This is a genomic window from Microbulbifer sp. ABM4_008 (assembly GCF_056311705.1).
In genome coordinates this window covers 2549487-2571935 of sequence record NZ_CM149970.1, presented here as the reverse complement: position 1 = coordinate 2571935, position 22449 = coordinate 2549487, and the positions used below count along the sequence as shown (strand labels likewise).

Here is a 22449-nt window from a genome sequence, read left to right as displayed (position 1 = left end):
TGTTGAGCGAGTTCAACTAGGTGTGATTTCCGGAAAGAAAACGCTGGCAATCGTGCAAACCGTGCACCCAGCGTTTGTTCAGCAAGTACAGGCTTGTCGTACTGCCTCCACTGATCCCACCAATCCTTTAAAGCGACTTTCAAAGTTTCTGTTGAGCTATAGCCAGTGTTTTGGAGAGACGCCCAGCCGCTTGAAGATGGGAGGAGTATTGTCGACAATATAATCTCATTTTTTAGATCTAAATGCCGACCACTCCAGTCCACTAGCTCCAAGTAATGATCCAACTGAAAGCGCAGCCCTTTAGGCACATTCAGGTGCTCACTTTCTGTTCCTTTTTGATGCGCACATAAATCTCTTCACGGTGAACGGAAAGGGATTTGGGAGCTTTGATCCCAACCTTTACTTGATTGCCTTTAACCTCCAACACTGTAACTGAGATATTGGTTCCAATTCTCAAGTTCTCGCCAGTCTTACGCTTTAAAATCAACATATTCATTTCCTACAGAGACTAAAACTATGTACGAATTTTCCGCGATGGGAATGCTTAGTAAGTAATGTGTGATGGAAATGAGAGGCGGTGCACGAGAACGGTAGGCGTAAAAGTAGAAAAGACGGACGCAACGCTGCCAGAGCTTGAAGAACCTCTTCAAGCCTCTGAATCTACTCAACTTTATTGAAGACGAGCGGGTTTCTAGCGTATTATCCACTGAGCCACTTTGATAGGTTAGATATCAATTTGGTTAGCTGGCCCCTGGTGTTGGTAGCACCTTGGGTCAGCGCCTTTTACTTACTCTTACGTCACGCTACCGTTCTCCTTTGAGAGATGGGTTTTAAAACTCTTGGATTTCTTGATCTCTTGGCTACGAGCCTATTCAGGCATACTCAATTACGGCCAAAATATCGATAAATATCTATCAATTCTACGCAGCTTTGACACTAAAACAAACTGAATAAAATCCAATAAGATCATTTTCGTGCCTATATTTTTACGGCCTTTCATCCATAAAAATCTCAATTTCCTATTAAAAATTGCAGCTTAAATTGGAACCTTCTCTGATTTAAAAAACAGCGTTAAAAAAATAAAAATTATTAATGTCTCAATAGCGGCCGCAGCAGTTTTGAATACAACGCCTTCGGCGAGCGTATTGTCAGCACCGATGCTAATAACCGCATCACCGACACCTTCTACGATAAGCTCGGCCGGGTTATTGGTACCATCAATAACGATGATGCTGTTGTCCGTTCGTACGACCAGGGTGGCCTTAACGGACTATTAACTTCCGAAGCCCGCAATGAAGACTATATCCGCCTGTTCGAATACCAGCCGGGCACCTACCATCCGGCTGCTACTTACACGGTGATCGACGAAGAAAAAGTCTTCCTGGAAAAAACCGCCTGGGATACCACTTACCACCGGCCCACCGTCACCCGCGCTGCCGATGGGGAAATCTTCCGAAGCCGCTATAACAACCGCGGCTACGCCTACCAGCACCAGCACTATCAAGCGGATCAAAGCTGGGTCACCACCTGGACACTGACCGACGCCACCGCCACCGCCAGCGGTGCCCCGGTGATCCAACAGTTTATGGGCGGTATTGAGCAAAAGATTAACCGCTATTCCGGCAGCGATATAATCGATGGTATCTGTGCCGGCGGTGTTAATTGCCTGCAATCGGACCAGATCCAATCCATCGACTACCGCCACAACGCCTGGGGCAGCGTTACCGGTGAAGCCCACCAGCACAACGGCTTGGATTACGCCTACAGCTACGACACGCTACACCGCCTGGAAAGCCAGACTGTTACATCCAGTGACTACCCCCAGTACGACCGCAGCGTAAACTACACCTACGACGCCGTCGGTAATCTCACTTCAAAAAGCGACTACGCCACCAGCGTGAGCTACGGCAACAGTGCCAGAAGTGCCGGCGGCAATGCCGGTCCCCACGCCGTACGTCAAGTCACCACCACTGATGGCCAAAGCCACAGCCTGGTTTACGACAACGCCGGCAACCTGATCACCGGCATCGATGGCCTCAGTGTGGGATACGACAGCTACAACCAAGCCAATCGTATCGAACGCAATGGCATAGTGACTGAGTACTACTACGGCACCGGAATCGATGCCTATAAGAAAGTAGAAACCCAAGGAAGCGACGTTACCACCACGCTCTATATCGGCAATTACGAAGAGATCACCACCGACAGCTCTACCAAAGAGCGCACCACCCACGGTGGCTACCTGGTAATTACCCGTGAAAACGACACCATAGAACAGAGCATCCTGTTAAAAGACCGCCTCGGCAGTATCACCACCATCGTCGATGCCAACCTGCAACCCGGGAATAGTGATTTTGTCAGGCAGTTCCGCAGCTACGATCCCTTCGGCCAAAGCCGGGACTTCCAGGGGCAGGACAACCTGGATAGCTTTAACACAACCGACCAGGGCTTTACTGGCCACCGCCACCTGAACGACCAAAAGCTGATTCATATGCGCGGCAGGGTGTATGATTACCAGCTCGGCCGCTTCCTCTCTCCAGATCCAATAATCCTGGACCCGCAGGACAGCCAAAGCCTGAATGCCTATAGCTATGTGATGAATAATCCGTTAGCGGCGACTGACCCTACAGGTTATGTGGAAAATAAAGGTGATACGGGGCAGAAGCACAATGGGCGCTCTAAGAGTGAAGATGATCCTACAACTGAGAGTGGGCAGAAGGCATCGAAGGTTGTTATTGGCAAGGCGAAAATCAGTAAAACGGGTAGCCGGATCAAGAGGACAGAAACGGTTGCCGCAGTAGTGGATGGTAATGGGAATGTTACCAGCTTTACCGTTCTTAGTGATTCTGGTCAGGGAGGGACACAGGGTGATGGACAAGGTGCGGCTTTTACTGCTGGTGAGGGAAGTCGGACTGACTTGCAGGCCGATTTTGGAAACTCACAGGAAAATAAAAATCATAAAGAAAATAACGTTTACCCCGCTAAGCAAGGGGACTTAACAGACGAAGAGTTTTCACTTTTACAAAAGGATAGATTAGAAGCGTCTTCCCGAATAAATGAATTATATGACAAGGGAGTATTGAGTGAGACCGCTAGATTTAAAAGTAGAGAGGCAGCCGCTATTGCAATCTTAAGTGCGATTGCAGATATTTCCCATGGGCTCCATGTTGAGCTTGGAGGAGCAATCTTTCAGGATGAAGGTGGGTATGGATATACAAAACCTATAGTTGGTGGAAGAGGCCGAATTCATCTTCGTGGGAATCCACTTATGTTAAACCGAATACCTGAAGAAGCAACACGTAGGGCTCACTATCATACGCACCCTCAAAGGGGAGGATCATTTATTGGTTTTTCGGATCCGGATATAGGGAACTCAAGATACCATGTCATGTATATGATTGAATCTAAGTCAAAACTTATTTTTAGGGCGTCAGGGAGTTATGGATCGGTATGTCGTGTGAGCGGCGGATTTAATCTATATAATATGCAGCCTTGTGGATGATACTTTATGAAATTAATTTCAGTTGCCATATTACTTCTCATATCAGCTTTTACTTGGGCTGATAACATGCAGAGTTTAATTGATTTTCCTAAGTTTTCTATTTCAGGGGAGTATGCAGATTCACTTTTCAGGTGTTTTAGAAAAATTGATATTTCTTCTTATAAATACCCAAGTGTAGGGGTCTTTGAGAAGGGTGAAGATTTATTGATTCAGGTGATAGATCTTGGTGTAACTGATAAGTTTGTAGGTTGCAGATTTAGGGATGGAGAAATTATTGATGTTAAGTCTAGTTTGAAGGGAATTGAGCCTGATTATTGATGGAATCATCCTGGACACCCAGTGTGCCGAGCTAAATCGGCAAAAGATTGAGAAAAAATCCTAGACACCCAAAGATTAGAGAGAGGTGCGAGCCGTGTTGTTAGTACCAGCTCTAGCGACTATTTCTTTCTGGTTTAGCGTTAAGGCGCAGTGAAAGACTGAGAAAATGTACTTGGGGCTGGAAAATCGTGGTTTGGATGCAAGCCGGGAGGAGAAGTATCGATAGGCTGGATGGTAACTCAAATATTTTTTTTTTTCCTGGACACCCAAAGATTAGAGAGAGGTGCGAGCGGTGCTGTTAGTACCAGCCCTAGCGACTATTTCTTTCTGGTTTAGTGTTAAGGTGCAGTGAAAGACTGAGAAAATATACTAGGGGTTGGAAAATCGTGGTTTGGATACAAGCCGGGAGGAGAAGTATCGATAGATTGGGTGGTAACTAGCAGGATGCTGCAGAAAGGAAGCGCCGACAGTCGCCTATACCGTGCACCCAGCGTTTATTGAGCTGTATACAGGCTTGTTGTACTGTCTCCACTGATCCCACCAATCCTTTGAAGCGACTTTCAAAGTTTCTGTTGAGGTATTGCCAGTGTTTTGGTGAAATGCCTAGTCGTTTGAGGATGGGTGGCGTGCTTTCAGCAATATAACCTCGTTTTCTGGGGTCTAGATGTCGACCACTCCAGTCCACTAGCTCCAAATAGTGATCCAACTGAAAGGGAAGCCCTTTAGGTATATTCAGGCGCTCATTGCCAGCAAACGGTAGTAAGTCTTTGGGCTGCTCACCTGAGATTGCTGAACGAATGCGTTGCTGGATCGAGGTATGATTAGAGTCTTCTGGTGTTTTTGCCATATTGGCACGGATAGGGTTGAGGTCGACATAGGCCATACAGGCAGCAAGAGCTCTTTCATCTAATAAAGCCTGGGACTTGAAACGACCTTCCCAAAAGCGGCCTGTACAATTATCTTCGGCATTGGCCTGACGGGCGATAGACTCGTTTAAACAGCGCATAAACCAGCTAAGATCCATCAAGCGATCTCGCCATAGAGCGACGACTTCCTTTAGTTTTCTCATCTCACAGTGATCGAGAGTGTCCCCTTGAAGGTAGCGACGGGCCAAATTGGAAGCTTTGAATAGTTTCTGCCAACGGATAATGACCTCGGTATCCGGCCAATTCAGCGCTTTCTCTTTGTCGATATAAAGTACGATATGGTAGTGATTACTCATAACTGCATAGGCAGCGATATCAAGGGCAAAGATTGAAGCTAGATTATGCACTCTGGATTCAATCCACTCGCGGCGATGCTCATAGTCATTACCAGACTTCATATCTCTACCACACAGAAACGCCCTTCGTACGCAGCGGGACACGCAATGGTAATAGGGAGTGGTGTCTAACGAGACTTGTGCGCTTCGAGGTAAGGGCATGAATCTTTATCGGCATGTATATTTATACAGTATTTGATCCCAGCATCTCTACTGTGTCAATATTTGTGGCACTTAAAGCGACGACTTTTGTGGGTGTCCAGAATTTTTCTGCCTCAGTGTGGGATATGACAGCTACAACCAAGCCAATCGTATTGAACGCAATGGCATCGTCACCGAGTACTACTACGGCACCGGTATCGATGCCTATAAGAAAATAGAGACAGAGGGCAGTAAAACCACCACCACGCTCTATATCGGCAATTACGAAGAGATCACCACCAGCAGCTCTACCAAAGAGCGCACCACCCACGGTGGCTACCTGGTAATTACCCGTGAAAACGAAACCATAGAGCAAAGCATCCTACTGCAAGACCGCCTCGGCAGTATCACCACCATTGTTGATGCGAACCTGCAACCCGGAGATAGTGATTTTGTACGGCAGTTCCGCAGCTACGATCCCTTCGGCCAAAGCCGGGACTTCCAGGGGCAGGACAACTTGGATAGCTTTAACACAACCGATCAGGGCTTCACCGGCCACCGCCACCTGAACGACCAAAAGCTGATTCATATGCGCGGCAGGGTGTATGATTATCAGCTCGGCCGCTTCCTCTCTCCAGATCCGATTATTCTGGACCCGCAGGACAGCCAGAGCCTGAATGCCTATAGCTATGTGATGAATAATCCGTTAGCGGCGACTGACCCTACAGGTTATGTGGAAAATAAAGGTGATACGGGGCAGAAGCACAATGGGCGCTCTAAGAGTGAAGATGATCCTACAACTGAGAGTGGGCAGAAGGCATCGAAGGTTGTTATTGGCAAGGCGAAAATCAGTAAAACGGGTAGCCGGATCAAGAGGACAGAAACGGTTGCCGCAGTAGTGGATGGTAATGGGAATGTTACCAGCTTTACCGTTCTTAGTGATTCTGGTCAGGGTGCAACTTTTACTGCTGGTGAGGGGAGTCGATCTGGAGGGGCAAGTGATGAGGGGCAGGCCGATCAGAGTAGCGTAGAAAATATAGCCTCTGCCAATTTATCTCGCTTCAACGGAGGGAAGGACGTTGGAGGTGGTGGCAACGGAGTAACAGAAACAGGCTCGGTTAAGGTTGGTGATTCTGAGTTTTCATATACAACGGTAGGCCCTGAGGGTTTTGCGGAGGAAATAGCTAAGAGTTTGTCTACAATAGCTGGCACTGATGCAGGCGCTGAAATTCTTAAAGGAATTGTAGCATCGGGGGGGGGAAATTACATTTGAATATAGGAGAGGAGTATTCGCTACCGAAGGAGAGTGGTCCGGGAAAAATTCTACTATTTATTTTGACCCTAGCCATGTTGAATCAATAGTGACTTCTGGGAATATTTTCAGAAATGCAAACACCACCATGGTACTTTCTCACGAACTTTATCACGCGTGGAATAATGCTGCTTCAGACTGGTTTGGGAGCAGTGTACCTCGGATAGGGGCTGCAGTTAGGGGGTTGCCTGGGCAAGAGACATGGGCGACAAGACATACCAACCTAGTTCGCAGAGAATTGGGATATAAATATATACGTACACACTATAGACATAACAATAATCAATTCTGTGTGGAGGGTTGTTAAGGTGAAATTGGCTAATCTATTAATTTCATTTGCAATTGTATGTTCTACAGGTTGCTTGGAATCAAAGAATCACTGGGACGGTAGTGTTAAGGCATTACCCAAAGTCGCTCAATCTTGCGCCACTAATTGGGTTGATAATTTTTATACAATTAAAGAGGCAGAAGTCTTTATTGATCGAAATATCGGTAAACCTGACAAATCGTTAATTGTGAAGTCTGGTGTATCGGGTAGGGCATCATATGAATTTTTTGGTATTCTCGAAATAAATGGTGAGTTTAAAACCATCTATGTTAGCCCGAAGTATGAGAGCCCAATAATTAAAAAAATTTCAGGTGATGATGCTGCACAACTTGCCAAGGTGCTTGATGAATCAAGTTATGTCGAAAGCAAGATAGTTAAAGAAAATTTTCAGAGCCTCAGTCATGTTCCTTGTGAATTTGTTCGCTTTAGTTCTCCGCAAAAGGAAGCTAATATTGCTTATATTGGCTTAATTAACGATGCTGAACTTGATCGCTCTGTAAGGTTTTTATTTGATCTCAGGAAAGAGTCTACCAAAAGAATTAGTAGGGAAGTTGTGAAAAATTCTGAAAGAAGAATCCCTCCAGAAGAGGATTTAGCTGTATTAAAAGATAGAATTTGGGATGATCTATTTTTTGAGATGAATGCTGAAAATTTTAATTCAGGACACCCATAGACTAAGGTAGGTGTCAAAGCATCTCTATAATTGCCAGCACCTCATGGTTATGTCCAACGAATCCTAAACACCGATAGATAAGAAAATATACCTGGGGTTGGAAAATCGCGGTTTGGATACAAGCCGGGAGGAGAAGTATCGATAGGTTGGATGGTAACTAGCAGGATGCTGCAGAAAGGAAGCGCCGATAGTCGCCTATGCCATGCATCCAGCGTTTATTGAGCTGTATACAGGCTTGTTGTACTGTCTCCACTGATCCCACCAATCCTTTAAAGCGACTTTCAAAGTTTCTGTTGAGGTATAGCCAGTGTTTTGGTGAGATGCCTAGTCGTTAGAGGATGGGTGGCGTACTTTCAGCAATATAACCTCGTTTTCTGGGGGCTAGATGTCGACCACTCCCGTCCACTAGTTCTAAATAGTGATCCAGCCGAAAGGGCAGTCCTTTCGGCATGTTCAGTTTCTCACTTCCTGCTCCTTTTAATACGCACATAAATCTCTTCGCGGTGAACGGAAAGGGATTTGGGAGCTTTGATCCCAACCTTCACTTGATTGCCTTTAACCTCCAGCACTGTAACTGAGATATTGGTTCCAATTCTCAAGTTCTCGCCAGTCTTACGTTTTAAAATCAACATGGTCACTTCCTATAGAAACTAAAATCATATGCAGATCTTCCGCATGGGGAATGCTTGGTAAGTAATACGAGGCAGAAGTAAAGGGCGGTGCACGAGAACGGTAGGCGTAGAAGAAGAAAAGACGGACGCAACGCTGCCAGAGCTTGAAGAATCTCTTCAAGCCTCTGAATCTACTCCACTTTATTGAAGACGAGCGGGTTTCTAGCGTATTATCCACTGAGCCACTTTGATACTTGCTTATCAATTTGGTTAGCTGGCCCCTGGTGTTGGTAGCACCTTGGGTCAGCGTCTTTTACTTACTCTTACGTCACGCTGCCGTTCTCCTTTGAGAAATAGGTTTTGGAAAACTCTTGGACTTCTTGAATTTTTGGTCGCTAGCCTATGCAGGTTTATTCAATTACGGCCAAAATATCGATAAATATCTATCAATTTTACGCAGCTTTGACACTAAAACAAACTGAATAAAATCCAATAAGATCATTTTCGTGCCTATCTTTTTATGGTTTTTCATCCATAAAAATCTCACTTTCCTATTCAAAATTGCAGCTAAAATTGGAACCTTACTGATGCCAACTTACAGCCTGGCGACAGTGATTTTGTAAGGCAGTTCCGCAGCTACAACCCTTTCGGCCAAAGTCGGGATTTCCAAGGGCTGAATCACCTGGATAGCTTTACCACCACCGATCAGGGCTTCACCGGCCATCACAACCTGAACGATCAACAACTGATTGATATACGCGGCAAGGTGTATGATTACCAGCTCGGCCGCTTCCTCTCCCTGGACCCGATTATTTTGGATCCGCAGGACAGCCAGAGCTTGAATACTTACAGCCATGTGATGAATAATCCGTTGGCGGCGACTGATCCTACGGGTTACTCGCCGAAGGTTATGAGGCCTGACAGAAACTGAATGGATGCTCTAAGAATGAGGATGGTCATGCAATTTAGAGTGGACAAAAGGCGCTAAAGGATAAGAAGAAGAGAGGAGGTCCCCTGAACCATAATACTGTGACAAGTCGGATTGATCGCATTTAAGGATAGAGCGCTCTTGTATCGGGTATTACGGGTAGCTTATTGGGTACCGATGGAATGGTTGGGCAAGAGCTCTTGCTAGTGTTGGGGGGAATAGTTGCAACGGGCGGAGTGTTGAATGCATCGATATTGTCCAGCGGCCTCTCATCAATAATGTGATTTTTAAACAGGGTTTCCTGGGAGGGCGCTTCGCGGCTCGACTACGATCAAAGCACCATTGCCTGGCTCTCTGAGATAAGTTTTGTATGCGTTTGGTAATCCTGATATAAGCTGATTTGCTGAAAAATTATTCAGGAATGGAGAATGAAGGTGAGTATAAAATAGGTTTTGTATGAAAATAAATAATTTTAGATTGATTATATGTATATGGTTGCTCTTTCAACTCAGTGGCTGTATTACCCCAGTAAAACCTATTGTTGATGGCCAGAATAACAGCCTGGATCTTGATGAAGGTTTTCTTTTGGTTGCGATAGATACCAATTTTAATCTAGACAAGATCAAAATAAAGGGAGCTAAGCATTTTTTCCTCTCCAGAGAGAATCTTCATTCGGGTAGTAATTATATTCTATTTAAAGCTCCTGCTGGCGAATACAGGTTTGATAAAATTTTTCTGGGTTATGCTTTTTCTTACGATTTGGATGAGGAATATTGGTCTTTTCAGATTAACCCAGGTGTTATTAGTTATGTTGGTCATTTGGCAGTCGATCAAAGTCTTTTCCAGTTCCGAGCTCGTATAGAACTTGAAAACCGCTCTACCGAAGCGCTAGAGTTTCTCGAGGAGAGTTTCCCAGAACTTATAAAAATTAAAAACATCCAGTATGCTGGACCAGGAAAAGATGATTTCTTTAAAATTGTCGCGCAAACACAAGGGGAGTAGTAGATTATGAGAGTGTGCTTGCTTCTATTGGTTTTCCTAATCGGATTTTCTTCTGTCAATATTGCAGAAACTTTGCCTGCAAATTTGTTTTTTCGCAATCCAGAAGTGCTTTCCTTAAAGCTAGGGCCTGATGCGCGGTACCTACTGGGGCATATGAATAAAGCAAAAAATTATTTGGCATTGGTGGATACAGAGGGGAATGAAGAATATCCAATATTGCTATTTGATACCGGCCAGCTAGTCCTTAATGACTATTATTGGGTTGATGAGTCAACAGTATATTTTAAATATTTTAATAAGGTCATAAAGGAGTCGAAGCATGGATTTGTTTATTTTGATTTTTCAGGTGTAAAGCCCGACTTTAATATTTTATATATCAAAGAAAGGGGTGCGCTGGTTGATCCTCTGGTAAAACAAAAGAATAAACTGCTTTTCTCTAAGAAAATGGGTGATTATTATCAAGTACATATTGTATCAACTCAGCAGCTTGTGCATGGAAAGTTATCTAAAGCCACATTGTTTAAGAAGTCTCTAAAAAATGTAATTAACTATTCGTGGGATGCAGCTAGCAATGCTTTGATAGCTACAACTCTAGAGGATGACTTAATAATAGTGTGGCATCTTCCAGAAGGAGAAAAGAAATGGGAACAACTATACTCTTCTGCTAACTTGTCTGAAACGTTTCGGCCGGTGGGTTATTTTGGTGAGGAGGTGTTGGCTGTATTAAGTAATGCAGCCTCGGATAAGGTATCCCTTTACAAGTATAACATCAAGGGCAAAGAGTTTTCAGATGTACTATATCAGCATCCAAAATATGATCTCGTCAATGCTTTATTTGATCTAGAAAATAACTTGTCATCAGTATCATTTTTTGACCATGGAAGGCTGGTGACCGAATATTTTGAGTCTGCATACAGGGATTTACAAGGTAAGTTTCACAGGGCACTTCCTGGAAAGCAAGTTGCAATTATTGATAGGGTTCCGGAGCACAATAAAAGCTTAGCTTATGTGTTTGCCTCCGATGATCCAGGATCTTACTATCTGTTTGATACTGAAAATTTGGAAGCTAGACATCTTTATCAGTTGTATCCGGAATTTAATGGTAAGGACTTGGTTCCTTCTTTTTCATTAGCATCGAGCTCAAGTGATGGTGAAATAATAGAATCTATCATCACGCCCCCAAAGCATAGTAACGGTGTTTTATTGGTGTACCCTCATGGGGGGCCAATTGGTGTTCGAGAATATCAATTTTACAATCCAGAAGTTCAGTTTCTTGCTAACCGCGGTTATACAGTTCTTCAAGTAAATTTCCGTGGATCTATTGGCTTTGGGAAAAGATTCAATAAAGAAGCCGTTGGTCAGTGGGGAAGGCTGATCGAGGATGACGTTATGTCTGCTGTTGCGAAGGCTAAGCAGGAATATAGCTTTCAGAAAACCTGCACTATCGGCACAAGTTATGGCGGTTATTCTTCGATGATGTTGGCGATCAAACAGCCTGAAGAGTATGACTGCGTTATTTCTATGTATGGTGTTTATGATCTGCCTTTACTTTTTAATGCCAGTAACTTGAAAATGCAGGAAGGTTATCTGGAGTCAGTTTCCAGAACTGTTGGAGAAATGGATGAATCCCTAGCGAGGAACTCACCATTTCGCCTAGCTAATCATATAAGTATTCCTACTTTGATTATTGCGGGTAAAGAAGACGATATATCAGGTTTTGAACAAGCCAATAGAATGCGCTATTTAATGCAGAAATTGAAATCTGACATTGAATTTATTCCCTATAATGGCGTAGGGCATGGGCATTCTACTTGGAACGGTGAATATCACCAATATGCCTATATTGATGATTTTCTTCGCCGGAAACTCTCTATTAAAGATAAAGGCGAGAAAGCCGCGAATATTCTAGCAGATGATTTATTGTTTTTAAGTAATTCATACCGCCAGGGCGCCTGGATATCTCCAGATAGTAATAAGGCCTTGGTTTATCTTAATAAATCGGCTCAGCTAGGACATGATGAGTCTCAGTATAGACTTGGGGATCATTATTTGAATGCTAAGCTAGATTCTAAAACAGCCAACTATTGGTTTCAAGAATCGGCTAGGCAAGGAAATGAAAAGGCCACTTATGCTTTAGCGAAGCTTTATGATGAGGGAATCGTTTCAGGGAAAACTAAGGAAGAAGTTTACGAGCTATTTGAGAAAGCAGAAGCATCAGGCTCGCATCTGGCCTACTTGGATTTGGCCAAGTATCAATGTTTAGGTGAGGGAGTAAAAAAGAATCTGGATGCCTGTATTGAAAAAATATTTTCCGAAAAAGACTTGAGTAACAAAAGCCTATCTAAAAATCGGCAAGAATTTTTTGAAAAAGAAATTTGGAATATGCAGAGAGAAATTATGGCAGAAGTTATGGATAACATTTCTTTTTCAAAAGATCAGCTTGAAAGGGTAGGTCAATACTACAAGAGTATCGGCTCTGATCAACTATATCCAGAAGTTGCATCAATTGAGTTTGGTGAATTTGATAAAGGAGAGTATCCATACCCCTTAAAAAAGTCTACGAGTCGTATTCCAATTCGAAAAAATGTGAGTTTCGGTGTTAATTATATCTTTCGATCGGGTTCGAAAGAGGATCACAATACATATACTGTTGCCCGGATAAAATGGACTACTCCTAATTTGTCTACCCCAACCGGTAAGATAATTAATTCTGTCCAAGATATGATCTTTCCTGAGCTAAATAAAAAGTTAGGTTATTATTATATAATGGACTATGATTACGAGATGGTCGAGGGAGAGTGGACAATCGAGGCATTTAATATTGATGGAAAAAAATTATTTGAAAAAACTTTTCAAACTTATTTTCCTGAACTCTAAGATGTCCCATTCGATACGTGTTTATAGAAGAGGTGAGTGTTCTAAACTCTGTGTCAGCCAAGATAAATTTTTAAACTTTTTAGAAGCTCTTTGGGACACCTATTATTTGAGGGGGAGGTACTAGCTGAGACGCAGGCGCCCACTTAACGAGTTTTTCTTCTTTGATTGATACTAAGACGTAATGAAAGGATCAAGAGTTAGGTTTTGGAGAAGCCAAGAGGAATGAAAGTAGCTAGGGAAGGGGAAAATACTCAGCAGGGTGCTGCAGAAAGGTAAAGCCGGCAATCACGGATGCCGTGTACCCAGTGTTTATGGAGCTGGGTACACGCTTGCCGCACGGACTCTGCTGACCCAACTAAGCCTTTAACGCGGCTCTCAAAATTGCGATTGAGATAAAGCCAATGTTTGGTGGTATACCCAGTCGTTCAAGTATGGGGGGAGCGTTCTTAATTGGCACGGATAGGGTTGAGATCGACATAGGCCACGCAGGCGGCGAGGACTCTCTCATCAAGCAAAGCTTGAGACTTAAAGTTTCCTTCCCAGAAGCAACCTGTGCAGTTATCTTCCACATTGACCTGCCAAGCGATAGATTCGTTTATGCGACTTATAAGCCAGCTAAGATTCATCAAGCGATCTCGCTATAGAGCGACGAGTTCTTTTAGCTTTTTTATCTCGCAGTGATCGAGGGTGCCCCTTCAAAGACAATACAGCGCAAAATTGGATGGCTTGAATGGAGGATGACTTCGGTATCAGGCTAACTCAGCACTTTCTCTCAGTCGATATAAAGTATGATATGGTAGCGGTTGCTCATTGTTACATAGACAGCGATATCAAGAGTAAAGATTGAAGTCAGATTATACACCCTGGATTCAATCCACTCCCGACAATGTTCATAGTCATTGCCAGATTCTTTGTAAACGGAGAACTCAATTTTGGCAATCCATAGATTGGTACTATGTGTAAGTCAAATTATAAAAAATATCAAAAAAGTTATCTTGACCTATTCCTTCTTTTTATGGTTAATTTAATCCTATTCAGCCAGTTTTTATATCTATTAAAAGAAAAGAGAATTTCGATGTTAAAAAAACTAAGCGTGATTGCTATATTGCTATTTTTGGTTTCATGTGGATCTCTCCCTTTTAATATTCCAAGCAATTACGTACTTAATCCACAGTCCGGAAAAGGGGTAGCTGTTTTTTCAGTTACTGAAAATTGTCCTTCCAATATGAGTATAAAATATAGAAAATTAGGAGGAAGATCAGAGGAAGCTATTGCTATTAATCAGGAGAGTGCTCTTCGCCCTGCACCTTTGCAGTGGGAGTTTCCTTGTGGCAGGGTAATAATGCGAGAGCTTTCTGCAGGCGATTATGAATTCTCCTCGTTTATTTTAGTTGATCCCATCCCTGGAGTTACTTATATAAAACCAAGGAGGCTACCTGAGAAAAAATTTACTATTGAGCCAGGGCGGATCACATATGCTGGTCATTTGAAGTTTACTTTCAGTGATAGCTTTGCAACGTTCTCATTAGAGGTTGAGAATCAGTGGGAGAGAGATTCTGAATACCTCCACTTACATGCTCCAAAAGTTGATAGTAGTCTAACTATTTTTCAGGTTGATCTTGAGGGTGAGGTCTTTTCTGGGAAAGCCACAGGTGTAAACATTATTTACTAAATAAATGACAGTGAATTTAATGTTCTGCATGTGTTGGAGTAATTGATTCGGAATCCTCACATGTTAAGGGTGACTTTTGTGGGTGTCTTAACTTATTAAACTGATCACCGGTATCGATGGTCTCAGTGTGGGCTGCGACAGCTACAACCAAGTCAGTCGCATCTAACGCAACGGCATAGTGGCTCAGTACTTCTATGGCACCGGTATTGATGCTTATAAAGAGATTGAGACAGAAGAGAGTAACATTACCACCAGGAGTTTCGCTAAAGAGCGCACTGCTTAAGGTGGCTATCTGGTAATACTCATGAAAACGAAACCACCGAGCACAGCACCCTGATTGCGATAAAGTCAATGTTTTGCTGGTATACTCAGTCGTTCGAGTACGGGGGAGCTCTCTCAGAAATGGCGCCGTACTTTCTGGGGTTTCAATGTCGACCACTCCAGACTATTAGCTCTAAATAGTGATCCAGTCGAAAGGGAAGCCACTTAGGTATATTCAGTCGCTCATCTCCTACAAGTGGTAATAGCTCTTTAGGCTGTTCGTCTGTAATTGCTGCATGAAAACGTCATTGAGTCTAGGTGTGATCAGAACTTTCTGGGGTTGTTGCCATTTTGGCTCAGATAGAATTGAGATCGATATAGGCCATGCAGGCGATGAGGGCTCTCTCATCAAGTAAAGTTTGGAACTTAAAGCGTCTTTCCTAGAAGCAACTTACCTATTGCACCGGTATCTATGAGCTTTGTGCAAATCTAGTGGTTATGTAGAATCGATTATTATAAATGTTGCGTGGGTGTAGCGCGTCCTCGTTCTATACTATTGGCAGTAATCTCCCGACTGGGAAGAGCCTGCAATGAATAAAGTAAAACCTTTTCGGAAGCTTGGGGCTCAGGAAGCACTCTTTGTAGAGTTGACCGAAAAGTCTAACGGTGCAGTTCAACTAGCCGTCTTCTTCAGGACCTGTAGGTCTCTGGGTGTTGAAGAACTACTAAAGGGAATGGAATTTCTCCATAATCTGCACCCAATGCTCCGTTCTCGTGTAGAAAAAAATCATCATGCTTATTGGTTCTGTGATGTAGCTTTTAAAGCTATTCCTTTTGAAATAAAGCATGATGCATTGCCTTTAAATTATCAGGAAGAGTTTAAGCGATTAGGAAGTAAAGTTCTTGAGCTGGATAAATATGCTTATCGTTTCACGGTTTATGTGAATGAGCATGAAGAAGTAAAGTGGATTGCTTTTATGGTAAGCCATGCTGCCATGGATGGACGCTCCTTATTACTCCTAGTTAGAGATTTGGATCGGTACTTGAGAGGCGGGGCTGAAGATGAATCCTCTGCTTCGATAATGAAAAAATCGGTGGTGGATTATGTTAGTTCCATAAAACACCTTAATAAAAGACAGTTGGCAGTTGGTGACGGAAATGATATTTCTCCAAAGTGGCCTGTAGAGCAGGCAGTAAATGCTTCCCTTCGAAAGGGATGTTCTATGTATCGGGTCCTACCCAAAAAATTATTTTCTCTTTTGTATTTACTTTCAAAACATGAGAATGTGCAGGTCACCTCTATCTATAATGCCATTGCGATTATAGCCGCCCAGTCATTACCAGGTTTCCGCTCAACAGCAGAGTTAATGTTGCCTATAAATGCACAATGTTTGTGTAAGCACCAGATAGAACGGGATGTTATTGGGGAATGTACAGTTGCGTTAACTATATCCTTATCATCAAATGAAACTAGTCTTGACTTATTGAGCCTCGCACGTTTAATTCAAAGAAAATTCTATTTGCAGGTGAGGCGAGGGAATTTTTTTAAACCTCCAATTGTGCCCGATTACAGCCTTGTTGATATTAAACATTTGGCTAAAGATTCTAGTACTGCTAAAGGTTACTTTCCCTCTGGGATTTGCGTATCCAATGTAGGGGATATAGGTGAGTATACGGGCCCTTTGGAGTTCTTTGACTTTGGTGTAGTTATGACGGTACAAACACATGGAGAACACCCGATCATGCTAGTGACTTGTACAATAGATGGAGAAGGCGTGTTCGTTTTTGGATATTGCGAACCGCTAGTTAGCAAAGAAAGTGCTCTAAAGTATGTAGAAAAATATATGAAGACACTAAGAGACTTTTCCGAGAGCAATGATTTACATATAAGTTAGTGATCTGCGAGGGATACTGTGAGATTACAAGATCTACCCACAATATCTATATTGAGATCAGAATAGGTCAACACTTGTGTTTTACTGCTTAAGCTATCCTCTTCATTAGTCTGGAAGCATCAGTTTTCAAAATAATTCAGGAGGCCTGAATGTTGAATGAAGATGTTAGCAGTGGTGGTAGTGGACCGGGTGTTGCGGTAGTAAGCGATATCTATATAGGGGGCATGTGCTTGCACAGTATTTGATCCTGCTGGTCCTAATGTGTCAATATTTGTGACGCTTTCGCTACGAATTGTGCGACTTTTTTTAATCTAGTTGGATTGTATCTGTACCATGGAATACTGATGGTGGTAGTAGGTTGCTTTGGAGGGCTTCCATATACTCTGTTAATAGTGCGATATAATTACTTTAGAAAAAAGATTGAGTTATGGGTAAAATCAAATAACGTAGAAATTTTAAGTATAGAAAATAACAACCTAATCAAGAGTAAGTTGATTTGGAAGGTGTCCGATATTCAAGATGTATTTTATTTGCAGGGGCGCGATGAAGAATATTGGGTGGCATGTGGGTCATGGTTTTGGGGGCGTTCAAGCGTGAGTTGAAAGTACATAGAGAGTCTAACGGGAGTTTAAGGCAAGTTGCTTCCTGGTGAATACAATATTTGACTAAAGGGAGTGGTTTATCCTAAATGATAAATCCAGGACACCAAAAGACTAGAGATGAGAGCTAGTTATATTATTGTTACCGGTATCGAGGGATGTTTCCCTTCAAGTCAGGGCAAAGGTATGATAAAAAATTAAAAAACCTAGTTGTGTGATGGAACCCATTAGGTTCGATAAACGCTGCAAGGAGAAGTAACTAGAGGTTGGGGTGATAGTTAACAGTCGCTGAGGAAATGGATTGATATTTATGAACCTTAATAGGCTCTTATTGTTTTGTTATTGGTTGGTCATATTCTTAATGGTTGTGTTGATTGATTTAACAAATGTTATTGCACATGTGTATTCACTGTTTTTTGATTCAGAGAATGAAAAGGCAATCAACTCAATTCAGATGGGGTGCAAGGTCGGATTTGTAGTTGTTGCTTATCATTTGTTTGTATTTGTTAGGCGGAGAATATTGAGCGGCGTTGACAGTAAGTGAAAGTTCATGAAGGTCCTGAAAGATATCATCAATAAGTAGGTGGAAAGAGAACTCATTACCTATGGCGCCGAGATCTATAAGGTTTGTGTGAGTCTCGTGGTTATCTAGAATCGATTGTTATAAATGTTTCAAGGGTATAGCGCTTTCTCGTTCTATACTATTGACAGTGATCTCCCGACTGGGAAGAGCCTGCAATGAAAAATACAAAACCCTTTCGTGAGCTTGGAGCTCAGGAAGCACTCTCTGTAGAGTTGACTGAAAAGTCAAATGGCGCAGTTCAACTAGCAGTCTTCTTCAGGGTATGTAATTCTCTCGGTATCGAAGAATTACTAAAGGGAATGGAATACCTCCATAACCTGCACCCAATGCTCCGCTCTCGTATAGAAAAAAATGTTTATGCCTATTGGTTCTGTGATGTGGGGTTTGAAACTATTCCTTTTGAAATAAAGCATGATGCAATGCCTTTAAATTATCAGGAAGAGTTCAGGCGCTTAGGAAGTAAAGTTCTTGAGCTGGATAAATATGTGTATCGTTTCACGGTTTATATGAATGAGCAGGAAGAAGTAAAGTGGATTGCTTTTATGGTAAGCCATGCTGCCATGGATGGACGCTCCTTATTAATCTTGGTTAGAGATTTGGATCGGTTCTTGAGAGGGGGTTCAGGAAGTAAACCCTCTGCTTCGATCATGCAAAAATCGGTGGTGGAGTATGTTAGTTCCATAAAACACCTTAAAAAAAGACAATCGGCAGTTGGTGGCGGAAATGACGTTTCTCCAAAGTGGCCAGTAGAGCAGGCAGCAAACGCCTCCCTTAGAATGGGATGTTCTATGTACCGTGTCCTCCCTAAAAAATTATGTTCCTATTTACATTTAATTTCAAAGCGTGAGAATGTTCAGGTTACCTCTATTTATAATGCCATTGCTGTTATTGCTGCCCAGTCATTACCAAGTTTTCGCTCAACAACAGAGTTAACGTTACCTATAAATGCACAATATTTGTGTAAACGCCAGATAGATCGAGATGTTATAGGGGAATGTACAGCTGTATTAACCATATCCTTATCATCAGATGAAAATAGTCTCGACTTATTAAACCTCGCACGTTTAATTCAAAGAAAAGTTTATTTGCAATTGCGAAATGGGCATTTTTTTAAACCTCCACTTGTGCCTGATTACAGCCTTGATGAGATCAAACATTTGGCTAAAAATTCTAGTGCTGAGAAAGACTATTTCCCCTCTGGGATTTGTGTATCCAATGTAGGGGATATCAGTGAGTATACAGGCTCCTTAATGTTCTTTGACTTTGGTGTGGCTATGACTGTTCAAACACATGGAGAACACCCAATAATGCTAGTGACTTGTACAATAGATGGAGAAGGGGTGTTTGTTTTCGGGCATTGTGAACCGCTAGTTAGCAAAGAAAGTGCTTTAAAGTATGTAGAAAAATATATGAAGACACTAAGAGAGTTTTCCGAGAGCAGTGATCTTTATGCAAGTTAGCGATCGTAGGGCATAACTCGATTTTAGTAAACAGGGTGTGGGTACAATCGTCATATTCAAGCGAGCGCCTATAGATTCTTACGCTCCACCACCAATTTGAAGTAATTTAGGGCTGCCAACTACCCTTGTGCGATGACGCCCAAAGGGTTTGATATAAACCGCAAGGAGAAGTAACTAGATATTATGTGGGGTTACGTCTGGCAGAAAGGTAGTGCCGACAATCGCTTATGCTGTATATCTGTTGAGGCAGAACTGGGGACAGGATTAATACTCTTGATCTTAAAGTGGTCAAAGCTCAGATTTCATATTATGAAGTTCATATTTTTTGTTACAGGGAAACTGACGCCGGCAGGCAAGTAATTACTGCGCCAAACTCTTTGGCTTGCCCAATAGGAAATGAATCAATCGGGGGGCTAATGTTACATAGAGTCCTGCTCTGTAATGACCCGCCCGATACATAAATGAAGGCATCATTATTACCTCTCAGGCAGGTTTGACCTCTAATTGCCAAAGGTAGTGACAGTTTGCCATCTACTTATCAAAATCATTCCCTGGGTGTTGGGTTAGCTCTTCTCGGCGGAGTGCTGATGGGGTGTCTTGGTATTGCCGGAAAGCTGGGTTCTGGTGCAGGCCTTAGCCCATTTCTGCTATTGGCTGCACAGGTCATATTACTTGCTCCATTGTCGGGTATGTTTCTTCTGATGCGACAAGGGGTGGCGGGGATAAGGCCGGTGAATCCTCAGATCCTTATCCTTCGCTCCATATCAGGTTTTGTCTATTTTGCTGCCTTCTATTGGGCGGTCAAGGGCATACCCATCGCAGATGCCCTGGTGCTGGAAAGCACGAATCCATTCTTTGCCATGTTGATGGCCCGAGTATTCCTCGGTCACCGGGTTAGTATCGCCATTATCTTTCTTGCGATACTGGCATTCTTGGGCGTATGCCTCATTTTGATCCAGCACAGTGTTCAGGGCATTTTCAATCCCTACTCACTCCTTGCGTTGCTAGCGGGAGTAGCGCGTGCAGCGGGTAGTATCACAACCGGTGTCGCAGGCCGGACCGAGCCACCTGAGCGCATCATGTTCTATTTCGCTGTTGGGATGTTGGTCTTTAGCTTATCTATTGTATTCTGGGAGGGGGCGAAGGTAGAAACATCGTCGCTATGGATTCTCGCGATTCCCGCGCTGCTGTTTGTTCCACAGAATCTTGCTTACACGATCGCTAATCGTGTTGCACCTGCTTACCTCGTTGGGGCACTGTTTTACAGTGCGATCCTCGTCGGTGTGTTAGCTGATCGTTTTATGTTTGGCACAGAATTCGGTATCCGTGGTGTGATAGGCATGGGTATTACGGTTGCTGCTGGTCTCGGGTTGGCTTGGTTGCGGGCGAAAGAGCTCAAAGAGTAACCTGACGCTCAGTACTCCTGCGTCAATCAAGTGTCTAAATACTCAAAAATCCGGTGGGTTAGGGAGTGGTTGATTGCTAGGCCATTATCCTCAATAACAGAGGCCTCTCCAGAGCTTCAACTTGTTACCTTTTTTGCCTGGTAAATCGCTAAGTCTGCTATTAGACGATAGGAGTTTTCGGAGTAGCCGCCACTGGTTACGGTGACCATAGGCACATCCAGCGATTGAATCTGGTCAACCAGCCATTGGTCCCTTTTTCTGGCCCCATCGATACTGACCTGGAGCCCCCCCAGATTGTCCTGGGCAATAATATCTGTGCCTGCATTGTAGATAACCAGTTTAGGCAGTGGGCTCTGCTTAATGAAGTCCGAAAATTCCGACTCCAACCGACTGAGGTAATCTTCAGTATCTGTTCCTTGCTTTAGGGGAACTAAAAATGGCCAGCGAGATTCCTGCTCATCGGAGTGCAAGCCGGGGTAGGCTTGCATATTGTACATATCAAAGATATGTATATTGGGGTCCTCCATGGCCCAATCAGCAAACCCATTCCCTCTATGGGCATCAAGGTCAATTACCCAGATATTGTCATCTGGTGAGAGCAGGTGCTGTTCGCGGGCACGATTAATAGCAATGGCTACATCGGCGAAAGCACAGAACCCTTCACCGTGACCAGCGAATGCATGGTGATAACCTCCACCGAGATTCAAAGCAGAGGTTTTCTTGCTCAAGGCTTCCCGTACCGCCAAGCAAGTGCCTTCTGCTGCAAAGCGCATTGGCTTCATGAAATATTTATTTAATACGCCTGCGGGCAGCAAGCGCAGTAGCGGCATCTCTATAACGCGAGCCAGTGTTTTCGATTGATGCAAGCTATCTAAATAGGGTTGCGTATGTACAGATAACAGCCAGTCTTGACTAAGAGGCTCTGAAACAACTTTTAACTCAATGTTCGCTTCTGACTCGGCATTAATCAGTGCCAATGCTTTCTCATATTTACAGCCATCAAAAGGATGCAAGCTGGAAAGCAGCGGCAAGCTGATGTTGTAATTTGGCGAGTAGAATAGCGGTAGGCTCATGAGGTTATCTGGCTTCGAATTTGTAGCGCATAAGCTAACCCATCATTGGGTGTCCACATATCAATATGATTACCAAAAAAGCGTAACTGGAAGAGAATATGGTGAATAGGATTCGCTGCCCAGTCACTGATTTTGTTTCCTCCTTTTCCAGGTGATGCGAACCCTGAGCCAGTCTCAAGTAGCCAGGCAACGACCGTCGAGCAATTCTGATCCTTCATATTGTAATGCTTCTGTTCGCCCTTGAAGTTTTCCCAGGCTTCAATCATTTTTGTTTCATTCAGCCCATTGATAAGAATGTTCTGATCCGCATCACCACCCTCGAGGCGCCTATCAACTCGATAACCACTTGGAAAGGAAGGGCTGTGCGATCGCCCGATTTTAAAGTCCTTTTTTCCTGTTGCTGAAGAAGGCTAGTAGCTGATATAGGTGTTATCAATGGTGATGGAAGCATGTCCGACATTCCCGGTCTTTTGCTTCCAGACATGAACAGTAATAGCCATCGCGATCTCCTTATTGCGTCTTGGCTTCTAAATTCAAAACTCAATGA

General features: G+C 43.3%; 17 protein-coding genes. 11 read left to right on the top strand and 6 right to left on the bottom strand.

The annotated features are described in order from the left end of the window. Positions 1 to 310: 310 nt before the first annotated feature. Positions 311 to 490, bottom strand: coding sequence for a carbon storage regulator CsrA (csrA, locus tag ACYX4J_RS11070; RefSeq protein ID WP_476178629.1), 180 nt, complete (start codon positions 488 to 490; stop codon positions 311 to 313). 867 nt (positions 491 to 1357) lie between these two features. Here csrA (ACYX4J_RS11070) and ACYX4J_RS11065 point away from each other — a divergent pair. Both ACYX4J_RS11065 and ACYX4J_RS11060 read left to right on the top strand, forming a co-directional pair. Next, entirely contained in the window at positions 1358 to 3502 is a 2145-nt protein-coding gene (locus ACYX4J_RS11065) for an RHS repeat-associated core domain-containing protein (RefSeq protein ID WP_476178628.1), read from the top strand. Between the two features lie 6 nt (positions 3503 to 3508). After that, a complete protein-coding gene (locus ACYX4J_RS11060; protein ID WP_476178627.1) occupies positions 3509 to 3820 on the top strand; it encodes a hypothetical protein in 312 nt (103 codons plus the stop codon). Positions 3821 to 4256: 436 nt separating this feature from the next. Here ACYX4J_RS11060 and ACYX4J_RS11055 read toward each other — a convergent pair whose 3' ends face one another. Continuing rightward, on the bottom strand, positions 4257 to 5144 hold the full coding sequence (locus tag ACYX4J_RS11055; protein ID WP_476178626.1) for a transposase: 888 nt from the start codon (positions 5142 to 5144) through the stop codon (positions 4257 to 4259). Positions 5145 to 5361: 217 nt separating this feature from the next. On the opposite strand from ACYX4J_RS11055, the gene ACYX4J_RS11050 reads away from it, so the two are divergent. Continuing rightward, entirely contained in the window at positions 5362 to 6495 is a 1134-nt protein-coding gene (locus ACYX4J_RS11050) for an RHS repeat-associated core domain-containing protein (protein WP_476178625.1), read from the top strand. A 347-nt stretch (positions 6496 to 6842) separates the two neighbouring features. Next, positions 6843 to 7535, top strand: coding sequence for a hypothetical protein (locus tag ACYX4J_RS11045; protein WP_476178624.1), 693 nt, complete (start codon positions 6843 to 6845; stop codon positions 7533 to 7535). A gap of 461 nt (positions 7536 to 7996) precedes the next feature. Here ACYX4J_RS11045 and csrA (ACYX4J_RS11040) read toward each other — a convergent pair whose 3' ends face one another. Continuing rightward, positions 7997 to 8167: a carbon storage regulator CsrA gene (gene csrA / locus ACYX4J_RS11040; protein ID WP_282932962.1), complete on the bottom strand. Its 171-nt coding sequence runs from the start codon at positions 8165 to 8167 to the stop codon at positions 7997 to 7999. Positions 8168 to 8819: 652 nt separating this feature from the next. Between csrA (ACYX4J_RS11040) and ACYX4J_RS11035 the strand changes: the two genes are divergently transcribed. The 3 genes from ACYX4J_RS11035 (at position 8820) to ACYX4J_RS11025 (ending at position 12953) form a co-directional block, all read left to right on the top strand. Then, on the top strand, positions 8820 to 9077 hold the full coding sequence (locus tag ACYX4J_RS11035) for an RHS repeat-associated core domain-containing protein (RefSeq protein ID WP_476178657.1): 258 nt from the start codon (positions 8820 to 8822) through the stop codon (positions 9075 to 9077). A gap of 453 nt (positions 9078 to 9530) precedes the next feature. Continuing rightward, positions 9531 to 10076 carry a hypothetical protein gene (locus ACYX4J_RS11030; protein WP_476178623.1) on the top strand — a complete coding sequence of 182 codons (546 nt, stop codon included), beginning with the start codon at positions 9531 to 9533 and terminating at the stop codon, positions 10074 to 10076. A 6-nt stretch (positions 10077 to 10082) separates the two neighbouring features. Continuing rightward, positions 10083 to 12953 (top strand): DUF3859 domain-containing protein, encoded by a 2871-nt coding sequence (locus ACYX4J_RS11025; RefSeq protein WP_476178622.1) that lies wholly within the window; start codon positions 10083 to 10085, stop codon positions 12951 to 12953. Positions 12954 to 13399: 446 nt separating this feature from the next. Here ACYX4J_RS11025 and ACYX4J_RS11020 read toward each other — a convergent pair whose 3' ends face one another. Beyond that, positions 13400 to 13579, bottom strand: a complete 180-nt coding sequence (locus ACYX4J_RS11020; protein ID WP_476178621.1) for a transposase — start codon at positions 13577 to 13579, stop codon at positions 13400 to 13402. Positions 13580 to 13908: 329 nt separating this feature from the next. On the opposite strand from ACYX4J_RS11020, the gene ACYX4J_RS11015 reads away from it, so the two are divergent. The 4 genes from ACYX4J_RS11015 (at position 13909) to ACYX4J_RS11000 (ending at position 20829) form a co-directional block, all read left to right on the top strand. Next, positions 13909 to 14625, top strand: coding sequence for a hypothetical protein (locus tag ACYX4J_RS11015; RefSeq protein WP_476178620.1), 717 nt, complete (start codon positions 13909 to 13911; stop codon positions 14623 to 14625). Positions 14626 to 15476: 851 nt separating this feature from the next. After that, positions 15477 to 16781: a hypothetical protein gene (locus ACYX4J_RS11010; protein ID WP_476178619.1), complete on the top strand. Its 1305-nt coding sequence runs from the start codon at positions 15477 to 15479 to the stop codon at positions 16779 to 16781. Positions 16782 to 18118: 1337 nt separating this feature from the next. Continuing rightward, complete coding sequence (locus ACYX4J_RS11005) at positions 18119 to 19423, top strand: condensation domain-containing protein (RefSeq protein ID WP_476178618.1); 1305 nt, start codon at positions 18119 to 18121, stop codon at positions 19421 to 19423. 524 nt (positions 19424 to 19947) lie between these two features. After that, positions 19948 to 20829, top strand: coding sequence for a DMT family transporter (locus ACYX4J_RS11000; protein WP_476178617.1), 882 nt, complete (start codon positions 19948 to 19950; stop codon positions 20827 to 20829). A gap of 116 nt (positions 20830 to 20945) precedes the next feature. Here ACYX4J_RS11000 and ACYX4J_RS10995 read toward each other — a convergent pair whose 3' ends face one another. Together ACYX4J_RS10995 and ACYX4J_RS10990 are read right to left on the bottom strand one after the other, a co-directional pair. Further along, complete coding sequence (locus tag ACYX4J_RS10995) at positions 20946 to 21902, bottom strand: histone deacetylase family protein (protein ID WP_476178616.1); 957 nt, start codon at positions 21900 to 21902, stop codon at positions 20946 to 20948. Continuing rightward, a complete protein-coding gene (locus tag ACYX4J_RS10990) occupies positions 21899 to 22168 on the bottom strand; it encodes a hypothetical protein (RefSeq protein WP_445358271.1) in 270 nt (89 codons plus the stop codon). The genes ACYX4J_RS10995 and ACYX4J_RS10990 overlap by 4 nt, the downstream gene beginning before the upstream one ends. Positions 22169 to 22449 lie beyond the last annotated feature (281 nt).

Coding starts and splice junctions, on each gene's coding strand:
- csrA (WP_282932962.1), bottom strand. CDS start 8,167: ATGTTGATTTTAAAACGTAAGACTGGCGAGAACTTGAGAATTGGAACC.
- ACYX4J_RS11010 (WP_476178619.1), top strand. CDS start 15,477: ATGAATAAAGTAAAACCTTTTCGGAAGCTTGGGGCTCAGGAAGCACTC.
- ACYX4J_RS10995 (WP_476178616.1), bottom strand. CDS start 21,902: ATGAGCCTACCGCTATTCTACTCGCCAAATTACAACATCAGCTTGCCG.
- ACYX4J_RS11020 (WP_476178621.1), bottom strand. CDS start 13,579: ATGAATCTTAGCTGGCTTATAAGTCGCATAAACGAATCTATCGCTTGG.
- ACYX4J_RS11055 (WP_476178626.1), bottom strand. CDS start 5,144: ATGAAGTCTGGTAATGACTATGAGCATCGCCGCGAGTGGATTGAATCC.
- ACYX4J_RS10990 (WP_445358271.1), bottom strand. CDS start 22,168: ATGATTGAAGCCTGGGAAAACTTCAAGGGCGAACAGAAGCATTACAAT.
- ACYX4J_RS11005 (WP_476178618.1), top strand. CDS start 18,119: ATGAAAAATACAAAACCCTTTCGTGAGCTTGGAGCTCAGGAAGCACTC.
- ACYX4J_RS11060 (WP_476178627.1), top strand. CDS start 3,509: ATGAAATTAATTTCAGTTGCCATATTACTTCTCATATCAGCTTTTACT.
- ACYX4J_RS11030 (WP_476178623.1), top strand. CDS start 9,531: ATGAAAATAAATAATTTTAGATTGATTATATGTATATGGTTGCTCTTT.
- ACYX4J_RS11015 (WP_476178620.1), top strand. CDS start 13,909: ATGTGTAAGTCAAATTATAAAAAATATCAAAAAAGTTATCTTGACCTA.
- csrA (WP_476178629.1), bottom strand. CDS start 490: ATGTTGATTTTAAAGCGTAAGACTGGCGAGAACTTGAGAATTGGAACC.
- ACYX4J_RS11025 (WP_476178622.1), top strand. CDS start 10,083: ATGAGAGTGTGCTTGCTTCTATTGGTTTTCCTAATCGGATTTTCTTCT.